Origin of the sequence: Colwellia sp. KU-HH00111 (genome assembly GCF_040362745.1) — a bacterium.
In the GTDB taxonomy this organism is placed as follows: Bacteria; Pseudomonadota; Gammaproteobacteria; order Enterobacterales; family Alteromonadaceae; genus Colwellia.
The window spans coordinates 108,786-131,552 of the sequence record NZ_BAABWO010000005.1 but is presented as its reverse complement, the minus strand read 5'-3'; the positions used below and the strand labels follow the sequence as shown (position 1 = coordinate 131,552).

The window sequence follows — 22,767 nt, the reverse complement described above, 5'->3', positions numbered from 1 at the left end:
TGCGTATTATAAGGTTAAGGTTTTGCGTGTTCAGGGTTGGTTAAAAACGCCTCATCGGTAAGCGTATGTAAAAAACTAATAAGATCTATTTTGTCTTGCTCACTCATACTAAAACCCTTAATAAATGGGCTTTTAAGTGAGTTTAGCCGGCCATCCCCTTGGTGTTCGCCTGAGGTGATATGTCTGCCACCTGCGGCGTAAAAGTCTAGCACTTGCGCAAGTGTTGCTATACTACCATCATGCATATAAGGAGCTGATACTGCTATGTTTCTTAGTGTTGGCGCCCGAAATCTTCCATTATCTGCTGTAATGGTACTTATTTCAGCTAAACCGATATCATCGCTTGGATAACCAAGGTGACCTGTGACTTTATCTAAAGTTTGATATAAGCCGGTGTTATGAAAAGGTCGTCGGTCAATGAGTTGCTTCTCATGACTGGTTGATTGAGTAAAATTAAAGCCTCCATGGCAGTGATGACATTCTAATTTTTCAGAGAAGAATAATGTCATTCCTCGCAGTGCCGATGCTGAAATAGCCTCATCTTTATTATAATAAGCGTATTGATCAAATGGTGACTGTAAAGAAATTAAACTTCGGACAAAGCTAGCAAGCGCTTTGGTGATTAAATCATAAGTGATGTGTTGACCATTGTGCTCGGGAAATGCTTGTTGAAAAAGCGCTTTATATTGAGCTGTATTGAAACGTGCAAGTACTGTAGCTTCATGGTTAGTTATGCCTAGTTCTACTGGGTTTTCACTGAACATGGGCAGTAATAATTGTTGTTCAATAGACGTTAAACCATCATGCGCCCACGTCAGGGTTTTATTGTAAGCAATGTTTACTAATGCTGGCGAATTGCGACGATGCTTATGCCCTGTAGAGCCGATAGAGGTTGGCAGTGGCTCAGCAAATGCGTGCTCTTGAATATGGCAGCTAGCACAGGCTTGGGTTTGATTAGCGGATAAATTAACATCATAAAAAAGCTGTTTACCCAAAGTCACTTTGGCTAGTGACATAGGATTATTTGCAGGCACCTGTGGCTTTGGAAACCCTTCAATAATAGGCCATTGGTAGCTGCTAGGTGGTTTTTTTATCTCGGAGCATGATAACACTGAGATTACCAATAAAAACAAAACACTAAAGCGTAAGTACTTACTCATGTGGCCTCGTTTGTTGGTTATTTTGAAATACCGCTAGTGCGCCTTGTTGCTGTAAATTAGTGACTAATATTTGACAACTTGGCTTATTAGGCGATGATTGACAATGATTTTGCTCTGATATCATGATGTTTTTGAGTAATGCCGATAGCTCAAATATAACGACAGGGTTTGCCTTACTTAGGGGTAACTCAAACGTATAACGGTTAGGATAACGACATTCCTTAATTGGTGCTCGCAAAGGACTGGCTGATTGGCAAGCAACAGAGCCTAAATGAAATAGCCAGTCATGCTTGCTAGATGACATTTCTAAGCGTAAAAATTTGTGGCCTTGCTGCCAGCCCCAAAACATAGTTGGAACATTTAACGGGCTTTGTTGTGTTAACGGATTTAAGTGATTAACGGCAAAAGGCAGCCCTAAAGTGAAACGTATATGGCTGCTGTTGATAAGTCTAGCCTGTTTGGTCAGTATTACTGACCAATTGGCCTTGCTGTTTTCTTTTCCTAAATTGCAATTTTCACCAAGTAAAGCAACATTGGACGTTTGATAGGGGGATGGTATTAAAGGGGCTTTTTGCCACTTACCCATACTATCTTTTAGTGAAATGTCGCTAATATAAAACTGTAACTGGGTGTAGTGCCAGCGATCATCTGAGTGAGTAATAACGCTATCACAGCCTATTGACTCACCGTTATAGCTAGGAATAAATGCTACCTCATCAGGGGTTTCTCTAGCTGACATACCTAAGTTATCACAACTCATGATAAGAAATAGGTTAATCAAAAAAATCAATATAAGCGGTTTAAAATTGATCATGTCTGTCCTTTTAACGCGATGATTAGCTAAACTTAGATAGATGCGGTATATTTTTAACAAGATTATAACATGCTAACAGTTATTATTAATGGATGATTATGTTTAAGCCAATGGTTGCCTTACCTTTAACCCTATTACTGTTGAGTTTTTTTTCGACACCCGTATTTGCCCATTCTGAGCATGACAAGGCGCGCTTTGTTTCACCTTCAGGTAACGACAAAGGCAAATGCGACATTGTATTACGACCATGTAAGTCAATTGCCTATGCGGTTCAACAAGCCAACAAAGGCGATAAAGTACTGGTGTCATCCGGTCAATATGCTATTAACTCAAGTGAAGAGTTATTTTATCTTAAAAGTGAAATAGTGCCAGTGTTTGGCGGATACAATCGGTTTGATCATTATCAAAGCCAAAGCCCAGACAGTAATTTAACCACATTACTTGGCGTACCCAGCGAATTGGTGGCTAGCCTACGTATGAAAGGTTTTGCCGTTATTGCAGATGGCAAGGCGCAAATGCGCGATAAAAAGCTGCAAAAAAAATTAGCCGCATATAATTTGTTGTCTGAAAAACAAACTGATCAAGCATGCATAAATAACTTAGCCGGTGACTTTGATTGTAATAATATTGATTTGCTTGCACATATGCCGCTGCAGGAATTCTCGTCAACACCGCGTGCGGCCAATGATATTTGGGGACATGTAGATTTAAATAATGGCGACGAGTATGCGATTATCGGTTTAGACAATGGCGTGGCTGTCGTCAATGTTACTGAGCCTAACAACCCCGTTGAAGTGGGAACCATCAGAGGAAAAACAAACATATGGCGAGACATTAAAGTTTACCAATATTTTGATAAAACACTTAATTTATGGCGCGCTTATGCCTATGCCACGCTTGATGGCTCTGTTGATTATATAACGGTGATAGATTTAAACCATTTACCCAATTCAATAAGTTTAGTGCAAAAAAATAAAGCGGTATCCAAAGCCCATAATGTTTACATTTCAAATATAGATCATAGTTTAAATATTGCCCTATCAGGCGTGACACCCACCTTACAAATAACTGGTGCAAATACTTTTGCAGGTGCATTTCATAGTTATTCGTTAACTGATCCTGAAAATATTGCATTGTTAACGGCCCAATCTGCAGGCAGTGGCTATACCCATGACGGTGCCTCGTTATTAATTTCGGATGATCGTGCATCAACTGGCTGTCAAAGTGCTAGCGAGACCTGTAGTGTATTTATCGACTTTAACGAAAAAGAAATGAAACTATGGGACATTAGCGATGCCAGCAGCTCAAAACTTTTAGGCGCTGCTGAATACAGCGATGTGAGCAAAGCAAACATGTATGTTCATTCAGGGTGGGGCAGTGAAGACCAACAGTATGTTTTTGTGCATGATGAATTTGATGAATACAAAGGTGGTTTAAACTCTACGTTACGGATTTTCTCTATAAAAGACTTAAATAACCCAGCCCAAGTTGGACAATGGACAGGACCGACAAGAGCCATCGATCATAATGGTTTTGTTCGTGGTAATCGCTATTACATGTCAAATTACGAACGTGGTTTAACCGTGTTAGATATTAGTAACCCTGCTGCGCCCACTGAAATTGGTTTTTTCGATACTTTTACCCCATCAAACAATGCAAGTTTTAATGGTGCATGGGGTACTTACCCTTTTTTACCCTCAGGCAATATTTTAGTGAGTGATATTAATAGCGGCCTATATGTTTTAAAGGATAATACCCTCGCATCAAGCCAAGGTCAGCTTTCATTTTCACAAACGAGTATACAAGCTGCTCAAGGTGAAGTTGTCGAGATATCAGTAAACCGCCTCGAAAACAGCAATAGTGCAACGTCAGTTAGCGTAGCTTATGAAATGTTTGACGGAAGTGCAGAACAAGCAAACGATTACCTTGTTTCTTCAGGCATATTAACTTGGCAAGGTAATGATAATACCGCTAAAACCATTGCGGTTTCGATTAATGACGACGCAAGTGGTCAAGAGTATCAAGAAAGCTTTTACCTGCGTTTATATAACCCGAGTAATGGCGCTACGCTTACAGCGCCCACTTATCTTACGGTAAATATCGATGGTCAAAAAGATCACGGCTCAGCCAGTTTTATTCAAAGAGAATTGTTGCTAGCTGAAAATCAGCAGAACATTTTTATAGAGGTCTCCCGAGATGGTAAATCTTCAGGAGAGTTATCCGTTAATTACTCACTACAAAGTGGAACAGCTTTGGTGGGTCAGGATGTAGAGGCTAGCTCAGGTACTTTAACATGGCAAGATGGAGATGCAGCGAATAAGCAAGTTGCAATCACCTTAATTAATGATGATGTTGAGGAACCAGCAGAAAACTTTAGTTTAGTGCTAGAGGCCCTCACTAGCACTAATTTAGGAGCTAATACATCTATGGCGATTACTATTTCTGATGATGATAGTAATACCGCCCCTGTAGTAACGGTAACTGAAGATTTTCAAGCAAATACAGGGCAAACAGTCACGTTAACCGCGACTGTAAATGATGCTGAGAATGATGAGCTAAACTACCTTTGGCAACAGGTTTCAGGAGAAACAGTCATTTTAAAAGATACCGATAAATTATCAGCAAACTTTGTTGCACCCTCTACAGCAGGATCATTAAGCTTTACTTTAACGGCAACTGATAGCAAAACTAAAGCAGCAAGCGATACTGTGATTGTGAGTATTATTGCGCCCGTTGAGGTTATACCAACATTAGTTGACTCCTCCGCTAAAAAATCAAGTGGTGGCGGTCAGCATGTTTTAGTTTTATTGCTCATGGGAGCGCTGTTTAGAAAACGTTTTTCTAATAACTAGCAAGGATCAACCCATAGTCACACACTTGAGACTGCATATGGTTTGATTATTGTTTATTAATGAAGCAACTGAACTGAATTTTATCTGTTTTTTTAAATTCAGATGGTGACAATAAAATAAAAAATGCTTATACTGCTCGCGCTTTCGTAAGCTGTTTATTTTAAATTCTTACTTTAGTATATACAATTCTATGTATATGGCCCCTTAGCTCAGTTGGTTAGAGCATCCGACTCATAATCGGCAGGTCCCCTGTTCAAGTCAGGGAGGGGCCACCATCTCCACATAATACGTGGGCTAGATAGTAATTAAACACTCACATTTCTTAGTTTTACCAAATAAGTCGCCAATTCCAACCATGGTCAGCTTGGACCACTTAGATTTTCCTAATCTTTATGGCGATATTAAAAGAAGCTAACAAAAATAAATTATCAACCTTGAAAGTAGACTCAAATACAGAAGATGCGATCAATGAGTCAACACCACAAGAGCAGTTATATAGCTCTTTTGAAAATATTAGACTTTCTGTATATAACGAAATTTTAGACACAATTATTAGCAAGTCCTCCTATGATTTAGAACACCTTGTAGTTAACTTACTCGATAAAATGGGTTACAAAGGGCAAGTTAAAGATGCTGGTTCGGTAACTCAAGCATCTAATGATGGTGGCTTGACGGTAATATTAAAGAAGATATTCTTGGGTTAGGTAGGATTCATATACAGGCCAAGAAGGTACGGTAAAGATAATAAAATTGGTCGTGAAGAAATTCAAAAGTTTGTAGGAGCATTAGCCGTAGCCCAGTCAAATAACGGAATATTCATAGCAACATCTTCTTATACAAAGTCGGCATACGAATATGCAAACAATCTGAACAATTCAGCAACTCTTGTTTTAATTGATGGTCTTTAGTTAGCCAAATACATTTACGATTACAATCTTGGTATGCAAGTAGAACAAGTGATTGAGCTTAAAACATGGGATAGCGATTATCGGGATGCTTTGAAAACACTTTAAATACAAAGGGTTAGTTTAGCTGATCAGGTAGCTATTAGGGATTTTGTTAGCTCTTCAGCAAGCTGCTGAAGTCTACTATCTATTTGCGATAATCTTTCTGGCAGTGAGTTAGACAAATTGATTACTCGAAAGCTGTTGCTAGGTTTTCAGATCTTAATATTCGCATAATATCAACACAGTCGTTCGAAACTATGTAATAAATAGCGTGTTTGCCATAAACACTGCGCCGATATCCTGAACGTATATAGTCTACGGCTTGATAATGAAGTGGATTTTCAGCAATGGTCTGGAATTTAATGATTAAGCCATCAACATATGATTTGGCTGTTGATAAACCAAAGTTATCAATACCATATTCAAAAAGCTGCTCGAAATCCTTATCAGCAGCGCTACTTAATTTATAGTTCGCCATTAGCCTGCTTTCGTGCAATTACTGCATTAACAATATCCTCTGTTGAACGAGAACTAAAGCCACTTTGTTCGGCTTTAATAAGCTCTTTCCTAATAACATCAATTTCATTAGAACGTGCTTGTTCTTTTCTAATCAAATCACGTAACAACTCACTATCACTTGCATAGTTTCCTGTAGCAAGTTGAGATTGCAACCACAACTCTTGCTGATCAGTTACAGTGATACTTTTCTTTACCATAGCCATAATAGACACCTCGTAAGGATATATTCCTACTTTATACTACCATATATAAGTTTAGTACGGAATGTTGGAAATTCAATCTAGACGTTACTATTCAAATGCAGGGTGATAAGGATATCGCTAAGGAAGTGGTCATAACCACCTTTAAGCTGCAAAATAGGTGGGGTGACAATCTCGCTAATGGGGCCTGATAACAGCCGGCCATAACAGCCATAAAAATTTCGCTCCGGTTTTGTCAGACCGCTTCTATCGAAAGCTGATGTTTTATCATTGTTGATATAGCAATTTAAAAGCTATGGCCAATGTCACTAGTACAATAACCGGTTTGATCAAGGCTGTGCCGCGGTCAATCACTAGGTTCGAGCCTAAACGGGCACCTATCACTTGGGCAATGGCCATGGTAATGGCTAAGCTCCATACAATGTACCCGCCCCACAAAAATACAACCATAGAGGTGGTATTAACAGTTAGCACTAAGGGTTTAGTGTATGCTGTGGCTTTGCGCATATTGAAGCCTCTTAAAGAAGCAAAGGCTATAGCAAAGAACGAACCCATACCGGGGCCAAAAAAACCACCATATACTCCAATTCCTCCACCAATCAAAGGTGCGAAGGTGTTATCAGTTAGTTTCTCAGGTAAATCTTTATCAGAAAGTGTCGGTGACACTAGCATATAAAGTGCTAATAGAATGAGCAGATAAGGCATTAATTGTGATAAATACTCTGTAGATATTTGTTGAACAAAATAGGTGCCCAAGACAGAGCCAACAAAGGCATAGCAAAGGGCTGGCAGTATAGCTCGAAAATCTATATAGCCCTTGCCTAAAAAGTTAATGGTTGATGATAAAGTACCAAAAACACTTTGAAATTTATTGGTAGCTAATGCATTAAGTGGAGGCAAACCAACCCATAACAATATAGGTAATACAATAGCACCACCAGCGCCAGCAATTGAACTAATAAAGCCAGCAATAAAGGCGACCATAATCAGGATGAGGAAAATATGAGAGGATAGTTCGATTTTAATGCACCGCAAGCAGCAGTGGCTGCTGAAGTAATATAAAAAGTTACTATTGTTTATACACCTTTAGCTAGCTAATATCCAAGAAATATTTGTCAAGGAAGATCAGTTAAGAAGTATCAGCTAGCTAAAAGCTTGTTGGGCTATCAAAGTTAGGGGTTCACCATTTGCAAAAAGCTATCTCCAGAAAGCGGGCTGCCATTTTTTTCAATTGGGTTATGCAATTGACAATTTAAATAGTTAGCGGCGTCAACAATAGAATAAATAAAACGCATGGCATCACTGATAAAATCTTGACACAATTGCGTATCGGATAGCTCACTAGCACTTACCTGAAAAGGATCAGATGAGTCGTTGCTAACCCATAAGGTGTTTTTAATTTTTTGCTGGATAAGGCGTACTTCTTCATTGCTAGTTGCTTTGGTATTGCTCCATTTAATGACATTCGAAAGTTCTTGGTGTAAATGCTGGGCATACTGATTGAGTTGTTGTGAAGACTCTAGTTTCTCTATTGAAATTTTCATTAAGGGCTTTTGTAGTAATGAATGATAAACAGAAGGCTTATAGCAGCTGGTTCTAAAGTCGAATTGTTGCCCGAGTAGAATAATTTCCCCCATAGTTGATGCAGTATTACCGCCAGTTTTAAATAACAGCGAATATTGGTTAGCTATTTGCGATATTTGAGCATATTCATTTATTTCGGTAATATTATTTGGGTAACCCGTGCCATCAAGTTTTTCTTCATGCTGCAAAATAGCATCTAAAATCATTGGGTTAGTAATCCCAGCATATTCCACAATTTCTTTACTTATTATAGGATGAACCTTGTAAGCATTTTTCATGGCAGGGTCTAATCGAGCAAAACCAATGTCTTCATAAAATAAAACACACATTAAATCGTGTAATTCTGAGGGGGAATAATTTTTTGCTTTTCCAATATGTGTGCCAAATACTAGATTAAAAAGCGTATGCTCAAATTCTTTAGGGTTAAACTGAGAAAATACGGTTAAATGCTCAACAATTTTCTCAGGCATTGTTTCGTTATTCACATAGTCGGTAATGGTTGCTAATGTTTCGGTTAATTCGAAATTCGTGAGTACAGGATCAGCTTGTACTGAACCAATGATGGATGTGAGTAATTCATCTTTTTTAGTAGGGTTAGTAATTTTAATAGCATCATCAGGGGCATAGGCTGCTATAACACCAGCCTGTTTGAGTTCTCTGATTTTGCTGCTTATTTTTTCTGTAATGGGCGTGTTAGCTTTAAGGAATATTTTGCTTTTATCTTTACTGGTGATATCTATACCAAGAGAGCATTGAATATTAGCGGAATCAATATTTTTCTGATAGGAAGAAAATGAGTCATTAATTATGCTGTTTACCATTTGAATATCCTTATAATTATAGGCCAATTTACTGGCCGTCTAATTTTATGTTGAGTTTATTACATATCTGTTTTTGTAACAGGGGTAAACTTTAACCTTAGCCTAAAAATGAGTTATTGCTAATTTTTAGGCTAAAATATTTGTGGTTGTGTCTTTTATGGAAATATGTGAATGCTAGTCAAAAGTGATTGATAGTGACTATATCTTCAGGTGTTTGGTAAAAAACATACTGTATGGATCAAGTGTATAATGAGCAAAGGGCTTGCAGGGAATAAAGCCAAATTTTTGATATAATTTTTGTGCGGGTATAAACGCATCTGCTGTGCCGGTTTCTAGGCTTACTTTTTTGTAAGACTGTTGTTGCGCAACAGTTAATATATGGGCTAGTAACTTAGCGGCCACACCTTGTCTTAAATGCTTGGCTGATGTTCGCATTGATTTAATTTCAGCATGGTTATCATTAAGTTTTTTCAACGCGCCACACCCTGCTAATGATTGACCATCCCAGATAGTCCAAAAAGTGACATCATCTGCTTTTAATGAAGATAGATCGAGGGCATGAACACTTTCTGTAGGCGAATGATTTAGCATGTCGCTATGATGTTGTTGCAGTAAAGACTTTACAGCTGAACTGTCTAAGTCACCAAGTTGTATTTCCATTTTTATCTCTTCGTTCTCATTAATAGTTGAGCTTAATACCATCACTAGGCTAAAGGTTTGAGGCCAGCAGTAAAACTCATACTATTATGCACATAATGTTGTGCTGCAGCTGATAGTTTAGCTTGAGTTGCTGCATCGAGTGGTTTTATTACTTTAACTGGCGATCCAAGCGCCATATGACCATCAGGAATTTCCATTTTTTCAGTCACTAAGGCATTAGCACCAATAATGCAGTTTTTACCAATTTTAGCGCCACCTAATACCACGGCATTCATGCCAATTAAACTTCCGTCGCCAATAGTGCAGTCATGTAACATTACCTTATGGCCTACGGTCACATTTTTGCCGATGTGCATAGGCTTATCTTCATCAACATGTAAAACGCAACCATCTTGAATATTGGTATTTTCATCAATAGTAATTTTAGCAAAATCTGCTCGGATCACGGTATTAAACCAAACACTGGTATTTTGTTTCAGTGTTACTTTACCTATGACGTCAGCGCTTGGGGCAATAAAGCTGGCTTGGGCAATGTCTGGTATATCATTATGTAATTGATAGATCATAATTTCTCTTTTGAGTTGGTATCGATATCAATACTGATAACTCGTTCTAAGAAGGAATGCAATGCTTTTGATGGGATTTATTTGATTTCATAGCGTTGGTATATGTTAGCGAGTGTGCCATTTTGGGTCAGTTTTTGTATTTCATCATTAACTGCATCTCTGAGAGTTTTATCTTTAAATGCCATGTGTGAATAAACGTTTGGCCATAAATAATGGATATTATAGTTATCAATGTCAGTGTGTTCACTGTCTTTATAGAATGGATGTTTTAAATCATGATAAAAAATATGAATATCTCCAATTCGAACATCTTTAAGATCTGAGAGTAACAAGTGCGTGGTTTCTTTTGGGTGAGGGTGCTCAGCATAGCTTGGATTAGACAAGGCCATTTTTTTAAACTCTTCTCCTAATAAATCACTCGCACCTTGGTATGCCGCAATTGATAAACCGTTTAAATCTGATGTGGAATTAAGGATTAAATTTTTTGATTTTTTTGAAATGGCAACATCGCTATAGCGAAAAACAGGTGTAGATAAATGAGCCTTTACTGCTGAATTTTTAATTATATTACAAGCCACATCAATACGTTTGCCGCTATTGATTTCATGTAATAATCGATCATTACTCATAAATACAAAGCGAATTTGATATTCAGGTAGGTTATGAAAAATTGCTTTGGTAATATCAAGAAATAAGCCACTCTCATTTTGTTTAATAAAAAACGGAGGGAAATTACCTACGCCAATAGTTAACAATTGTTTAGCCTGAATAACACACGGCAGGGTAACTAACAAAATGAAAATGAAGTAACGAAATAACGTGCGCATATACACTTGATAAAAAAGGGTTCTAAAATTAGTATAGACTAGTTATTAGCAAACAGAGAATATAAATAAAATAATTTTAAAACAGTGGTTTATGATTTTTTTTGCCGTCAATCGGTAAACGCGATTAAGTCATTATAGTATTTTTTTCTGCTCATACTAATCATTCAGTTTGCTTAATTGGTATTGTCTTTTAATTTATTAAACTAAATTTATCTATAGTTTTTTGTTTTTATAGCAGCAAGTTCTATAAAAAAATGATTGCAATTTGCTAATGATTTGTTTTATTTGAAAGAAGTTTGTTGCTCAAAAAATCAGCGAAAAAGATCAGTGTTATTATAATTTTTATTGCTATTCATATATTATTTTTGCACTTGCATCGTCTGCGTAAATCCTTTTAAATAAATCGTCAAATTACGGTCTAGCTAAAATGTTTAGCACGATATATTTGGCCACAACGTAGTTTTATTATCGGGTACTTGTTACCCAAGGTAATAATTTAAAAGGTATTTTAAGATATAGTTACGAGGTGTTAAAAATGAGAAGACAAAAAAGAGATAAGTTAGGTAGAGCACATTCAAACGGTTATCAAGCAGGTCTTAGCGGCAAGTCAAAAGAGCATTGTCCTTATCAAAGTATAGATGCAAAATCGCAATGGCTAGGGGGATGGCGTGAAGCGGTAACCGATAGAAATATGGGGCTGTTTAAATAACTCTTTTTACCAAAACTACCTGTAGGTGAGCATTTCATACGGCACATTTCAATGCCGAAGCCTCACCTACCATTACCTACCAAGTACACTATTTCCCGCAAACACTGCAATTTTTTTGTTTTTTCATGGTAAATTGTTGCCATTGATTTGATAAGCCATCAAATAAATTTAATTGGTTTATTTGTACATTATTTGGCATCTTATTGGCTGCATCTGAAGAGTCACTTTCATGATGGTTCCCGATGATAAGCTTTATTGCTTGTAAAGCTTGCATACCTGCAATAATGGCTAACACAGGGCCTAAAATACCGATAGTTTGACAATTATTGGCAGGCGCTTTTTCTGAGGAAGGAAATAAACAATGGTAACAAGCGCTATGTTCGTTTCGTGGGTCAACCACTAATTGCTGTCCATCAAACCCTGTGGCAGCACCTATGACTAAAGGTACTTGATGTGTTACACAGGCTTGGTTGATTAAATAGCGCGTTTGGATGTTGTCAGAGCAATCTAAAACTAAATCTACTTGGGGTAAATAATAGTCACAGAGTTCTTGATCTAACATTTCATCAATAGCTTCAATTTCACTGTCTGGAAATTGTGCATTGAGCTTTTCAGCGGCAACATCGGCTTTATTGTGCGCAATGTCTTGCTCACTAAATTGAATTTGCCTAGGTAAATTACTCAGCTCAATGTTATCGCCATCAGCTAAATACAGTGTGCCAACACCAGCGGCTGCTAAATATAAGCTCACCGGGTTACCTAAACCGCCAACCCCAACAATTAACACTCTAGCATTTCGTAAGGCTAATTGGCCTTGTTCGCCAACCTTAGTCATCATGATTTGTCGAGAATATTTAAGTTGTTCTTGCGTTGTTAACACGTTAAATCCTGTATGTAATTATGGTTATCATTGTTTAGTAAAGATAGGTACGAACTGCACTAGCTTTGAATTGCAAATAGACATTCTGGTCTTTACAAAGCGCTAATTTTTGCTGAGAAAAGGCGCTTATATTGACAAAGAACTCTTGTAGTTCATTTTCATTTTCGCCACATACTGCCGTGATCAGCACATGATGCCCTTGAATGTTAATGGTCTTTATTTTAGCAAAAAGATGATTAACAATAGAAGAATTTAGCGGCTCAGTTAAGGAAATACTAATATCCCGGGCTAAAATAAAGCAACGTAACAATTTATTGGTTGTTTCATTCTCAAGGGTGGGTAAATATATTTCTTGTGCTGCTCCTAGCGATAATACTGCCAAGCCATGGCCGTTATCATAGGTTTTTATCGGCAACGATAAACTGGTTTGTTTGGGAATAAAGTTATTATCTTGAGTCTGGTTTAATTGATGAATCATCGAATGTATATTGCCATAACCCATGACCTTGCCTTGCGATAAAACTAAAAGCTTATCGCAAACTTGCTGCAACTCGTCCATAGAGTGGCTAACATACAGCATAGGTAGTTGCAGCTGCTGCTGTATTTTAAGCATTAACTTAAGTAGGCTGGTTTTTGCTTGTCTATCTAAAGCACTTAATGGCTCGTCCAGTAACAGCAATTGCGGCTCAGCAATAATGGCTCTAGCAAGAGCTACTCGTTGCTTTTGTCCCCCTGAAAGTTGATCTACGGCTTTAGTCAGTAGGGGGGTTAACTCAGTTAAAGTGATTATTTCATTAAAATTCAAGCGTGGGCTTTTGCAGCGCTTAGCAGCGAACTTAAGGTTTTCTAAAACGGTTAAATGCGGAAATAAACGTGAATCTTGAAACACCAGGCCTATGTGTCGATGCTCGGTTTTAACAAAATGTTTAGTGTGGCTGTTAATTAGCGAGCAGTCATTAAGCGAGATACTACCATCGAGATTTTTTTCTAAACCAGAAATTGCCCGTAAAAGCGTAGATTTACCAGAGCCTGAGTGCCCGAAAATACCAGTAATACCCTGCAAAGAAAGCGCTTGGTCAATATTGAAACTAAAGGTAGGGAAGTCAAGTTTAAAGCTAAGGTTAAGCTTCATTATTGAAGTCCTTAGCGGTGTTTGTTTTTGGGCGATTCAACAAATAAATAGCAGCTAACAACACCATTGAGCCTATTAATAAGCTAATAGCTAACATATGAGCCTTGGCATAGTCAAAAGCTTCCACATGATCAAATAATGCAATTGACAACACTCTGGTTTCACCGGGAATGTTGCCACCAATCATTAATATTACGCCAAACTCACCAACAGTATGTGCAAAGCCCAAGCTCGCCGCAGTAATAAAGCTTGCTTTAGTGATGGGTAACACAATGGTAAAAAAACGGTCTAAGGGACCAGCACCTAACATAGCACCTGCTTCAAGTAATGGTTCACCGAGTTGTTCAAAAGCTTTTTGTAATGGCTGTACTACAAAAGGCATAGAGTAGAGTACAGAGCCAATGACAATAGCAGAAAAGCTAAAGGCGAGTTGTTGACCTGTTGCTTGTTGCCAAAGCTGTCCCGGTAAATACTGGGGTGAAAATGCTATCAGCAAATAAAAACCTAATACTGTTGGCGGAAGCACTAAAGGTAAGGCAACCATTGCTTCGATGATCACTTTGAAGCGGCTTTGCATTTTGGCAAGATACCACGCCAACGGGGTACCAATAAACAATAAAATTACCGTGGTTAAGGCGGCCATTTTTAAGGTGGTAAATAAGGCGAGTAAATCAGGATTTATCATCTACTGTTCCAATTTTATCTTGGGCAAAATTAGCGTAACCGTAACCGATGATTTTTTGTTGAATTAGTGGCGAAAGTAAGTAATTACTTAGTTTTTTTGCCTTGTCTATATTAGTACTTGTTTTAATAATAACTAATTGTTGTGCAATAGGCTGGTGATATTCTGGCGGAATAATAACACCGGTTAATTTATTGAGCACCAGTTGGCTGTTGGCGACTAAACCACTGCTTACTGCTTGGCTGCGAATTTGGGCAAAGGTTTGGTTAACGTTAATGCCTTGAATTAATTTAGTTTGGTACTGCGACCATAAGCCTAGATGTTGTAGGGTTTGCTTGGCTGCTTTTCCATACGGGGCGGTATCAGGGTTCGCGATTGCAAAGTAGTTAGGAATACGGTGTAAATCACTTAATTGTGCGCTTGAGGTCATTGAAAACAAAGCTAACTGGCCTAACGCATAGGTTTTTCTACTGTGCGCAACAATTAAGTTGTCTTGCTCTAACTGTGCAGGTCTGTTGCTGTCAGCAGCAATAAAAATATCAAAAGGAGCACCATGTTGGATTTGCAAAAATAGTGCGCCAGTTGCGCCACTGATAATTTGACTATCAATATTGGTTTGCTGGTTAAAATCCTTCAATAATTCTTTTAATATCGGGGTAAAGTTAGCAGCAACAGCTATGCGCAACGGGTTTTGGTTGATGTCAGTAGCACTTAATGCGTGTTTACTAAAAAAGCAGCTAACACTAAGAAGACTTAACGTGCAAATAAAACTGAGTAACTTAGCAAGATACGCCATCGTCTAAGGTTACCACTTGGCCGCTTTATTTTCGTCGGTTGTTTTGGCGTCTAACCAGTTTGCTCCATCAGTACTGGCTTCTTTTTTCCAAAACGGGGCTTGTACTTTTAAGTAGTCCATAATGAACTCGTTAGCAGCAAATGCATCTTGGCGGTGCTTGCTGGTGACGCCAACAAAGACAATTTGGTCGCCAATAAAAAGTTCACCCACACGGTGGATTACTTTAACTCGACCAATTCGCCACCGCTCTTTTGCTTGAGCGATTATTTTTGCTAACGATTTTTCGGTCATCCCCGGGTAATGTTCAAGAGTTAAACTCGTTACTGCTTTACCTTCATTTTGGTTGCGTACTCTTCCGGTAAAAGTGACGACTGCACCATCGATAGCATTATCGCGCTCAAGTAAAGCAACTTCATCAGCTAAACTAAAATCTGCGGTTTGAATTGATATTTCTGTGTTCGCTGCTGCGGTATTACTTACTTTGGTCATATTAACCGCCAGTTACCGGTGGGAAAAAAGCGACTTCATCACCTGCTTTAATGGCTTGTTCACTGCTAACCATGTCGTGATTAACGGCAGACAATAATGCGCTGTTAGCAAAAACTTGTTGCCAATTTTCATCTTTACTCGCAAGGTGATTTTTTAAATCGGCGACAGTGGCAAGATTATCACTATTGATTGATAACTCGCTGCAATTTAATTGTTCGCGTAGTGCAGCAAAAAAAACAACTTTGATCATGGTATTCTCTCTTTCAATCTCTTTTAATTATGCTCGAAATATCATTAATTCGCGTGCCATTGACCTGATTTGCCACCTGCTTTGGTAAGCACTTTAATGCCATGAATCTCCATGGCTGGATCGGCCGCTTTACACATATCAAACAAAGTTAAACAAGCCACAGATACTGCTGTTAATGCTTCCATTTCAACACCCGTTTGCCCTGTTAATCGACAAAGGCTGGTAACTATGACGTGCGAATTTTCATTATCAAGGGTGAAATCAACCTGCACCTTGCTTAGCATTAGCGGATGACACAACGGGATTAAATCACTGCATTTTTTTGCTGCTTGTATGCCGGCAATGCGGGCAACAGCAAACACATCACCTTTTTTGTGTTTACCTGTGGTGATCAGATCAAAGGTTGCACGATTCATTTTAATGAAGCCTTGTGCAGTTGCAGTTCGTGAGGTCATCGCTTTTTCGGTGACATCAACCATGTTCGCTTCACCTTGTTGGTTCAGGTGGCTTAGTGCGACTTGGTCGGTTACGGTTGAATCAGTCATTAGCCTCTAGTCTCACATTGTTGAGCACTAATATTAAGGTGCGGCACAAAATTACATGGGCGGTGGCTGGCGTCTAACTGCTCTTTAATAACCTTGTCCCAAGCGGTTTTACAAGCATTAGTTGAACCAGGAACGCATAAAATAACGGTTTTATTGGCTATGCCACCAAATGCGCGTGATTGAATGGTTGAAGTGCCAATTTCGCTTAAGGATACATGACGAAATACTTCACCAAAGCCTTCAACATTTTTGTCAAATAATGCCATCAATGCCTCTGGGGTATTGTCTCGTTCTGTAAAACCTGTGCCACCGGTTGAAATAATGGCATTGATACTGTCGTCTGCAATCCACTTAGAAACTTGAGCACGCAGTTGATAAACATCATCAATCACAATCGCTCTATCGGCTAAGTTGTGACCGGCATCAGTAAGACGATCAACTAACGCCTGACCAGACGTATCATTTGCTGCGGTACGGGTGTCTGACACTGTTAATACTGCAATGTTTAGAGGGATAAATGTTGTGCCGCCGTGTGCTGACATAGGTTGTTCCTTTTTACTAGATAAAGAGGCTAAATTAGCATGCTAACCTAGCTAAAAATTAAAATTGTTGTATTGCCTGTTGCCATTGCTCAGGCGTATTCGTATTAAACAAGGTGTTTGCATTTTGACATTTAATGGCTTGATGCGGCACTTGTGTTAACAAGGCTTTTATCGATGGCCCTTTAGCCTTGAAGCGAGAATGCGTGGCTTTTATGTTTTTGTTGTCGTTGCTCACTTGATTGCTAAACGCTTGCGCCATAAATAGTTCAAGATAACCGTTATTAGGTAAATACAACGGAATATTATGATCTTCAAAGTGGGTTGCTTTTTGTGCTAACTCGCCTTTAACTCGCAATTCAGCTAACGCTTTTGCGGTGATAAAAGGTAAATCAACCGGTAATATTAATAGTGATTTAGCTTGAGGATAACGAGCTAGGACACTTAAGATTCCGCCAACAGGCCCGCTTTTCTTAACAGTGTCTGGCACATCATAATTGTCGCCACTAACGATAATATTCTTTATGCCTGAATCGCTTAGCATTTGTTTGGAAAACGCTAACATCGAAAGCGCAGCCTGATCACTTCTTAGTAATTGTGCTTTGTCTTGCCCCATGCGGGAAGAAAGCCCTCCAGCAAGTACCACACCTAAACACTCAGTATTTAGATTAACAATATCTAAATCAGCATTTATAAAAGAGGACATGTTAACCGCCTAGCATCGCTAAATGTTTAGTGCCACCCGTGAGTTTATCATGTAAGAAATGAGCAGCCTTTTTATCGCCTAACAAAGATAAAATTTGTGCTTGCAATGGCTCAATATCATCACTTTGCATTTGCTCGCGTAATGACAAACCATTTTCGCCAAATAAACACAAATGCAGTTTGCCTGAGGAGCTAACTCTAAGGCGATTACAGCTATCACAAAAATCTTTTGAATAGGGCATGATCAACCCAATGCGGCCTTTATAGTCAGGATGATAAAACTCTTGTGCAGGGCCAGCCGCTTTATCCTGTAATACAGGTAACCAGCCATCTAAAATTAAGTTTTGTTTAATCCGTGAACCTTGCACATGTTGCGCGTCAAAAAAAGCTTGGTTATCGCCTGTTTGCATTAGCTCAATAAAACGTAATGTGACGGGCGTATCTTTTAACCAATCTAAATAACTTTGAATATCACTTCCGCTATATTCACGCATCAATACTGTATTTACTTTTACTGAAGGGCGACCATCAGCGAGTGCCATATCAATACCTTTTAAAATAGTATCGAGTTTATTATGGCCGGTAATCGCAAGAAATTGACGAGGGTCTAAACTGTCAATACTGATGTTAATAGCGTCAATGCCGGCATCTAACCATTGAGGTAAATGCTCAGGCAATTTAAAACCATTGCTAGTGATCGCCACTTTTTTAATGCCTTGCGTTTGCTTGCAGCTAGCAATAATGTCAGGAAGATCTTTACGAAGGGCCGGCTCTCCGCCAGTAATGCGAATTTTTTCCGTACCTAAGCCAGCAAAAGCAGACGTTAAGCGCTTAATTTCAGGCAGCGTCATAAAATCACGAGGCTGGTCGCATTGATAACCGTCAGGCAGGCAGTAATTGCATTTAAAATTACATACGTCGGTAATAGATAGGCGAAGGTAATAAAACCTACGGCCAAAATTGTCTGTTAACATCTCACCTTTCCAAATGTCGGGAGGCTAACGCGTTTCCTTGTTAACCCTGGCAGTAAACTATTTTTTATCAAGTAGTTACTACGGCTTAAAATAACATGGCCGGGTGTTTATACCATGGCGTTAGTTATATCAGCTCGGTGTAAAGTAGTGGTTCTTAGTCAAATGACTTAGATAGAGTATATCATTTAATAACAAATATAATAATATTTATTGATACTAGGCTTTTTGATTGGTATCAATAAATCGCTAATTTAAGCAATATAAAAGCTGAAAGCACTATTAATGTTAAGACGAAGTAAGTGATAATAGCGTAATTGAATCTTTGAATTTTTTACATTAAGTGAGTTAAGCATGTCTGATTGTTGTTCCGCCCCAGGGTTATTGCCATTTGATTGTGCGTTGGAAAATATGTTGTCACAAATCGCTCCCGTGACACAAACACTAACCTTGCCGATAACCCAAGCGCTAAATTATGTGTTAGCCCAAGATATTGCTAGCCCACTGAATGTTCCCAATCATGATAACTCTGCAATGGATGGCTATGCGTTTGCTATTGAAAGTTTAGCTCAAGGTAATACCTTAAAGTTGGTTGGCCGCTCTATGGCCGGTGCGCCTTTCCAAGGTGAATGCAAACTAGGCGAGTGTATTCGTATTATGACAGGCGCTAAAATGCCTGCTTGTTGTGACAGTGTAGAAATGCAAGAGAATGTGCACGTTGAAGCAGAGCAAATTACCTTTTTGCAAGACAAGCAGCTAGGCTCTCATGTTCGAAAAGCAGGTGAAGATATTCAATTAGGCCAACATGTGCTGAGCCAAGGACATAAAATTTCGGCGGTTGATGTCGGTATTTTAGCATCGCTCGGTGTTAGTGACGTCACTGTGTATCGTAAGTTAAAAGTGGCGTTAATAGCCACGGGTGATGAGTTGAAATTACCGGGTCAAGCGCTAAGTTCAGGCGATATTTATGAGAGTAACAGTTTTGTGCTACGTGGCATGCTAGAAAAATTACATGTTGATGTTATCGATTTTGGTATTATCGAAGATGACTTTGACGCCATAAAAGCTGCTTTTGTTAGTGCTGATAGCCAAGCCGATGCGGTTATATCATCGGGTGGTGTTTCGGTTGGTGATGCCGACTATACTAAAACGGTACTAGATGACTTAGGCGAAATTGGCTTTTGGAAAATAGCTATGAAGCCGGGTAAGCCATTTGCTTTTGGTAAGTTACCTCATAGTTTCTTTTTTGGCTTGCCGGGCAATCCGGTCTCAGCCTTAGTTACTTTTCATCAACTGGCACTGGTTGCCTTAACTAAAATGCAAAATGCTGATGCGCTTAAACGTACCAGTATTCAAGTGAAATGTATCAGTGACTTAAAAAAATCACCCGGGCGCATGGATTTTCAACGCGGTGTGTTAAGCGTTAATGAGCAAGGGGAAAACGTGGTTGAGTCAACTGGCTCACAAGGCTCAGGCATTTTATCAAGTTTGGCACGGGCAAATTGTTTTATTGTTTTACCAAGTGAACAGGGCAAGGTAGCAGCCGGTGAAATGGTGACTGTGCAGTTGTTTGATCAGTTTATTTGTTGATATTCAGTATTAAGAAGAAGCGCTATTGGGTCATAACGCTTCTTTGATTGTTTTTTAAGGAGTCTATAATTGTGCGAAACACTTAGCCGCGGCTTCTAGGGTTTGTTCAATAATTTCATCGGTGTGAGACAAAGATACAAAGCCTGTTTCAAAAGCCGATGGTGCTAGATAAACCCCATGCTCAAGCATTAAGTGGAAAAAACGTTTAAATTTTTCACCATCACACGCCATGACTTGTTCATAAGTCGTAATTGGGGTTTCATCATCAGTAAAGAAAAAACCAAACATAGCGCCGACATAGTTAATATTTAAACTGACACCCTGTCTATCTGCTGCTGCTTTTAAGCCCATGGCTAATTTTTCAGTGGCAGCACTGAGTTGCTGATGCTTATCACCTTGGGCTAATTCTGTTAAGGACGCTAGACCTGCTGCCATCGCGATAGGGTTGCCTGATAAAGTACCCGCCTGATAAACAGGGCCAACAGGGGCAATATGATCCATAATTATTTGTTTACCGCCAAAGGCGCCAACAGGCATACCGCCACCAATGACTTTTCCTAAAGTAGTTAAATCAGGTTTGATATCATAATGGGCTTGGGCTCCACCTAAGGCAACTCGAAATCCAGTCATAACTTCATCAAAAATAAGTACTGAGCTGTACTCATCACATACCTCGCGCAGTCCCTCAAGAAAACCTTCAACCGGCGGAATACAATTCATATTTCCAGCGACGGGCTCAACAATAATACAGGCAATTTGATCGGGATATTGGGCGAAAATTTCTTTTACCTGTTCAAGGTTGTTGTAGCTTACGGTTAGGGTGTGTTTGGCAAAGTCAGCAGGAATACCCGGGGAGTTAGGTACGCCTAAAGTCAGCGCACCAGAGCCAGCTTTTACCAGCAGCGAGTCCGCGTGTCCATGGTAACAGCCTTCAAATTTTAAAATTTTGTCACGACCAGTAAATCCACGCGCTAAACGAATAGCACTCATGGTCGCTTCAGTGCCAGAGCTTACCATGCGTAATGATTCCATTGACGGTACTAACTCACGTACTTTTTTAGCCATGGTAATTTCTAATTCAGTTGGGGCACCAAAGCTTAAGCCGTTTTTTGCGGTATTAAGTACAGCTTCTAGAATTGCTGGATGGTTATGGCCTAATATCATAGGTCCCCATGAGCCAACATAATCAACATAAGCATTATCGTCAACATCATAAATGTAAGCGCCTTCAGCGCGCTTGATAAAAGAAGGTACGCCACCAACACTGTTAAATGCTCGAACAGGTGAGTTTACACCACCAGGAATAACCTCTTTTGCTTGAGAAAATAGTTGCTCTGAATTGCTGGTAGAAAGATTAGTTGATCCATTCATAATAAAAACTCTTTTGGGTTCATTCGCTACTTGCTTAACCTAATGTAGGTAAGATTTCACATTGAAGGTTATAAATTAAATAAAGTATTAACGCTTATTTGTGTGCCAGTTTACATCTTTTTCGTATTGAGTTAATTGATCTTCAACACCTAAAGTTAAGGCAAATAATGCCATTCTAACTAACACGCCATTTTGCGCTTGTCTGAAAATAGCCAAGCTGTCTAAGTCATTTAAATCGATATCAAGTTCATTGGCTTCGGGACGAGAATCCCGAGGCAATGGGTGCATAATGACTGTGTTTTCTCGGCAATATTGCTGATAAACGCTTTTGTTTAAACTGAAATGGCCACGGTATAAGTCAGCCTCATCTTTACTAGCAAAGCGTTCTTGTTGAATACGTGTTTGATAAATCACATCACAAGATAAATTACCCGCCATGCTATCGGTTACTATCACTTGGTGGCCAGCATTTTCTAGTGTGGAAATAACGCTATCAGGCATTCTTAAAGCTTCGGGAGAAACCATGGTTACCTTGACGTTATTATACAAACTAAGCAATTTTGACAAGGAATGCACGGTACGACCGTGTTTTAAATCTCCCATCAAAACAATATCTAGGTTATCTAAGCCTTTTTGATAATGCATCATTTCAGATTGTATGGTGAATAAATCTAGCAATGCTTGTGTTGGATGTTCATTGGCGCCGTCACCACCATTAATCACTGGTACAGTACTGCCTTTTGCAAATTGTTCAACAGAATGCATTTGCGGATGACGCATGGCAATAACATCACTGTAACCACTGATCACCTGTGCGGTGTCAAATAAAGATTCGCCTTTGCTTAATGATGAATTTTCTTGGCCAACAGTTTCTCGGACAAAACCGCCGAGTAAGTTAAAGGCTGTGCCAAAGCTAACCCGGGTTCGAGTACTTGGTTCAAAAAAAAGATTACTTAGAATTGCGCCTTCAAGCACGGTACAACGTTTCTGACGGGCGGCATAAGGCGCCATTTGTGCGGAAACATCTAATATCTTTGCAATAGCATCGCGATCAAATTGTGATACTGACAGGATATGACTGCCTTGGAATTTCATCATTTTGAGAAGCTCTGTCGCTTATAAAGCGCGAAAAAATTTGCAGAAATATAGCACAAAATC

General features: G+C 39.1%; 26 protein-coding genes, 1 tRNA gene and 1 riboswitch. Of the genes, 6 read left to right on the top strand and 21 right to left on the bottom strand.

The genetic code is table 11. The annotated features are described in order from the left end of the window. Positions 1–14: 14 nt before the first annotated feature. Entirely contained in the window at positions 15–1,160 is a 1,146-nt protein-coding gene (locus tag ABXG98_RS10855) for an MbnH family di-heme enzyme (RefSeq protein WP_353538704.1), read from the bottom strand. Further along, positions 1,153–1,974, bottom strand: a complete 822-nt coding sequence (locus ABXG98_RS10850) for an MbnP family copper-binding protein (protein WP_353538703.1) — start codon at positions 1,972–1,974, stop codon at positions 1,153–1,155. Before ABXG98_RS10850 ends, ABXG98_RS10855 begins: the two co-directional genes overlap by 8 nt. A 98-nt stretch (positions 1,975–2,072) precedes the next feature. Here ABXG98_RS10850 and ABXG98_RS10845 point away from each other — a divergent pair, with 98 nt between their 5' ends. The 4 genes from ABXG98_RS10845 (at position 2,073) to ABXG98_RS10830 (ending at position 5,734) form a co-directional block, all read left to right on the top strand. Then, on the top strand, positions 2,073–4,826 hold the full coding sequence (locus ABXG98_RS10845; RefSeq protein ID WP_353538702.1) for a choice-of-anchor B family protein: 2,754 nt from the start codon (positions 2,073–2,075) through the stop codon (positions 4,824–4,826). Between the two features lie 198 nt (positions 4,827–5,024). After that, positions 5,025–5,101 (top strand) — tRNA-Ile (locus tag ABXG98_RS10840). Between the two features lie 117 nt (positions 5,102–5,218). After that, positions 5,219–5,530: a hypothetical protein gene (locus tag ABXG98_RS10835; protein WP_353538701.1), complete on the top strand. Its 312-nt coding sequence runs from the start codon at positions 5,219–5,221 to the stop codon at positions 5,528–5,530. 9 nt (positions 5,531–5,539) lie between these two features. After that, on the top strand, positions 5,540–5,734 hold the full coding sequence (locus ABXG98_RS10830) for a restriction endonuclease (protein WP_353538881.1): 195 nt from the start codon (positions 5,540–5,542) through the stop codon (positions 5,732–5,734). Between the two features lie 226 nt (positions 5,735–5,960). On the opposite strand, the gene ABXG98_RS10825 is transcribed toward ABXG98_RS10830, so the two are convergent. The 7 genes from ABXG98_RS10825 to ABXG98_RS10795 form a co-directional block, all read right to left on the bottom strand. Next, positions 5,961–6,251 (bottom strand): type II toxin-antitoxin system RelE/ParE family toxin, encoded by a 291-nt coding sequence (locus tag ABXG98_RS10825; RefSeq protein WP_353538700.1) that lies wholly within the window; start codon positions 6,249–6,251, stop codon positions 5,961–5,963. Then, entirely contained in the window at positions 6,238–6,495 is a 258-nt protein-coding gene (locus tag ABXG98_RS10820; RefSeq protein WP_353538699.1) for a ribbon-helix-helix domain-containing protein, read from the bottom strand. The genes ABXG98_RS10825 and ABXG98_RS10820 overlap by 14 nt, the downstream gene beginning before the upstream one ends. Before the next feature lie 264 nt (positions 6,496–6,759). Next, the gene (locus ABXG98_RS10815) at positions 6,760–7,527 is read right to left on the bottom strand and encodes a TSUP family transporter (protein WP_353538698.1); all 768 of its coding nucleotides are present in this window, start codon (positions 7,525–7,527) and stop codon (positions 6,760–6,762) included. A gap of 137 nt (positions 7,528–7,664) precedes the next feature. Continuing rightward, positions 7,665–8,897, bottom strand: a complete 1,233-nt coding sequence (locus tag ABXG98_RS10810; protein ID WP_353538697.1) for an HD-GYP domain-containing protein — start codon at positions 8,895–8,897, stop codon at positions 7,665–7,667. Positions 8,898–9,095: 198 nt separating this feature from the next. Beyond that, complete coding sequence (locus ABXG98_RS10805; protein WP_353538696.1) at positions 9,096–9,557, bottom strand: GNAT family N-acetyltransferase; 462 nt, start codon at positions 9,555–9,557, stop codon at positions 9,096–9,098. Between the two features lie 44 nt (positions 9,558–9,601). After that, on the bottom strand, positions 9,602–10,123 hold the full coding sequence (locus ABXG98_RS10800; RefSeq protein ID WP_353538695.1) for a gamma carbonic anhydrase family protein: 522 nt from the start codon (positions 10,121–10,123) through the stop codon (positions 9,602–9,604). Between the two features lie 77 nt (positions 10,124–10,200). Then, positions 10,201–10,950 carry a substrate-binding periplasmic protein gene (locus ABXG98_RS10795; protein ID WP_353538694.1) on the bottom strand — a complete coding sequence of 250 codons (750 nt, stop codon included), beginning with the start codon at positions 10,948–10,950 and terminating at the stop codon, positions 10,201–10,203. A gap of 535 nt (positions 10,951–11,485) precedes the next feature. On the opposite strand from ABXG98_RS10795, the gene rmf reads away from it, so the two are divergent. Then, positions 11,486–11,659: a ribosome modulation factor gene (gene rmf, locus ABXG98_RS10790; RefSeq protein WP_353538693.1), complete on the top strand. Its 174-nt coding sequence runs from the start codon at positions 11,486–11,488 to the stop codon at positions 11,657–11,659. An 88-nt stretch (positions 11,660–11,747) separates the two neighbouring features. On the opposite strand, the gene ABXG98_RS10785 is transcribed toward rmf, so the two are convergent. From ABXG98_RS10785 to moaA, 10 genes are all read right to left on the bottom strand, one after another. Further along, on the bottom strand, positions 11,748–12,539 hold the full coding sequence (locus ABXG98_RS10785; RefSeq protein WP_353538692.1) for a HesA/MoeB/ThiF family protein: 792 nt from the start codon (positions 12,537–12,539) through the stop codon (positions 11,748–11,750). A gap of 34 nt (positions 12,540–12,573) precedes the next feature. Continuing rightward, the gene (modC, locus tag ABXG98_RS10780) at positions 12,574–13,671 is read right to left on the bottom strand and encodes a molybdenum ABC transporter ATP-binding protein (protein WP_353538691.1); all 1,098 of its coding nucleotides are present in this window, start codon (positions 13,669–13,671) and stop codon (positions 12,574–12,576) included. Then, complete coding sequence (gene modB, locus ABXG98_RS10775) at positions 13,661–14,356, bottom strand: molybdate ABC transporter permease subunit (RefSeq protein WP_353538690.1); 696 nt, start codon at positions 14,354–14,356, stop codon at positions 13,661–13,663. Before modB ends, modC begins: the two co-directional genes overlap by 11 nt. Next, positions 14,343–15,149, bottom strand: a complete 807-nt coding sequence (gene modA / locus ABXG98_RS10770) for a molybdate ABC transporter substrate-binding protein (protein ID WP_353538689.1) — start codon at positions 15,147–15,149, stop codon at positions 14,343–14,345. Before modA ends, modB begins: the two co-directional genes overlap by 14 nt. A 9-nt stretch (positions 15,150–15,158) precedes the next feature. Further along, positions 15,159–15,638, bottom strand: coding sequence for a molybdopterin synthase catalytic subunit MoaE (gene moaE / locus ABXG98_RS10765; RefSeq protein ID WP_353538688.1), 480 nt, complete (start codon positions 15,636–15,638; stop codon positions 15,159–15,161). Position 15,639: 1 nt separating this feature from the next. After that, positions 15,640–15,888 carry a molybdopterin converting factor subunit 1 gene (gene moaD, locus ABXG98_RS10760; RefSeq protein ID WP_353538687.1) on the bottom strand — a complete coding sequence of 83 codons (249 nt, stop codon included), beginning with the start codon at positions 15,886–15,888 and terminating at the stop codon, positions 15,640–15,642. 44 nt (positions 15,889–15,932) lie between these two features. Then, positions 15,933–16,433 (bottom strand): cyclic pyranopterin monophosphate synthase MoaC, encoded by a 501-nt coding sequence (moaC, locus tag ABXG98_RS10755; protein WP_353538686.1) that lies wholly within the window; start codon positions 16,431–16,433, stop codon positions 15,933–15,935. Next, positions 16,433–16,975 (bottom strand): molybdenum cofactor biosynthesis protein B, encoded by a 543-nt coding sequence (gene moaB / locus ABXG98_RS10750; RefSeq protein WP_353538685.1) that lies wholly within the window; start codon positions 16,973–16,975, stop codon positions 16,433–16,435. Before moaB ends, moaC begins: the two co-directional genes overlap by 1 nt. A 58-nt stretch (positions 16,976–17,033) precedes the next feature. Further along, the gene (gene mobA / locus ABXG98_RS10745) at positions 17,034–17,678 is read right to left on the bottom strand and encodes a molybdenum cofactor guanylyltransferase (RefSeq protein WP_353538684.1); all 645 of its coding nucleotides are present in this window, start codon (positions 17,676–17,678) and stop codon (positions 17,034–17,036) included. A gap of 1 nt (position 17,679) precedes the next feature. After that, positions 17,680–18,651: a GTP 3',8-cyclase MoaA gene (moaA, locus tag ABXG98_RS10740; RefSeq protein WP_353538683.1), complete on the bottom strand. Its 972-nt coding sequence runs from the start codon at positions 18,649–18,651 to the stop codon at positions 17,680–17,682. Next, positions 18,638–18,803, bottom strand: a riboswitch (molybdenum cofactor riboswitch). It overlaps the preceding gene by 14 nt. Before the next feature lie 199 nt (positions 18,804–19,002). Between moaA and moeA the strand changes: the two genes are divergently transcribed. After that, positions 19,003–20,238, top strand: a complete 1,236-nt coding sequence (moeA, locus tag ABXG98_RS10735) for a molybdopterin molybdotransferase MoeA (protein WP_353538682.1) — start codon at positions 19,003–19,005, stop codon at positions 20,236–20,238. 63 nt (positions 20,239–20,301) lie between these two features. Here the strand turns inward: moeA and hemL are convergent, their stop codons facing one another. Then, positions 20,302–21,609, bottom strand: coding sequence for a glutamate-1-semialdehyde 2,1-aminomutase (hemL, locus tag ABXG98_RS10730; RefSeq protein WP_353538681.1), 1,308 nt, complete (start codon positions 21,607–21,609; stop codon positions 20,302–20,304). Positions 21,610–21,696: 87 nt separating this feature from the next. Further along, complete coding sequence (locus ABXG98_RS10725) at positions 21,697–22,707, bottom strand: aspartate carbamoyltransferase (protein ID WP_353538680.1); 1,011 nt, start codon at positions 22,705–22,707, stop codon at positions 21,697–21,699. Between the last annotated feature and the right edge of the window lie 60 nt (positions 22,708–22,767).